A 620-nucleotide genomic window follows, 5' to 3' on the forward strand; every position below is an offset into this window, starting at 1 on the left:
CTGGATGATCGAACGATGGGCTGGATGACCGTGCAAGGCATCAATCCGACCAATCGGCCGCTGTACCGCGCGCCGCCTCGAGCGTATGGCGTACTCGCGGCGCTGCGCTTGGCCAGACTGATCGAGTCGATCCGAAGCATGCAGGCCGATGTCCCGATTACCGTCGTATGCCACAGCCAAGGAAATATCGTGGGCCTCACTGCGGCGTTCTTCGGCGACGCATTCCCCGATGTCGAAGATCCGTGGGGGCGCACGGGCCACTGCGTGGCGGACGCCTACGTGCTGGCGAACGCACCGTACAGTCTCGCCAATGCTGACGGCCCGAACAAGTCCGACACATTCATGGATACCTGGTCGCAACGCGCGACGAAAGACGGCAGCGGCCGGCGTGGACGACAAACCTACGCTGCGCGCACGAAGACGTTCGGCACATTCCTTTCGATCATCGGTGCTCGAAAAGCATACGAACTGCCCGCCGACAAAATCGATGAAGACATGGAAAACAAGCGAGTCTCGCCGACCAGCAATCGGTCTTATGCGGCACAAGAGGATCGTTTTCGGCATGGTCTAATTGGGTCTACATACGGTCGCGTCACCGCATATTGCTGCCCACACGATCA

Annotated in this window: 1 pseudogene; it reads left to right on the forward strand. The window is 59.8% G+C overall.

Features of this window, described 5'->3' with window-relative positions:
• Positions 1–620, forward strand: a pseudogene (locus DIE17_RS37110) (hypothetical protein); the annotation flags it as partial.

It is taken from the genome of Burkholderia sp. Bp9099 (genome assembly GCF_003857805.1).
Classification (GTDB): Bacteria; Pseudomonadota; Gammaproteobacteria; order Burkholderiales; family Burkholderiaceae; genus Burkholderia.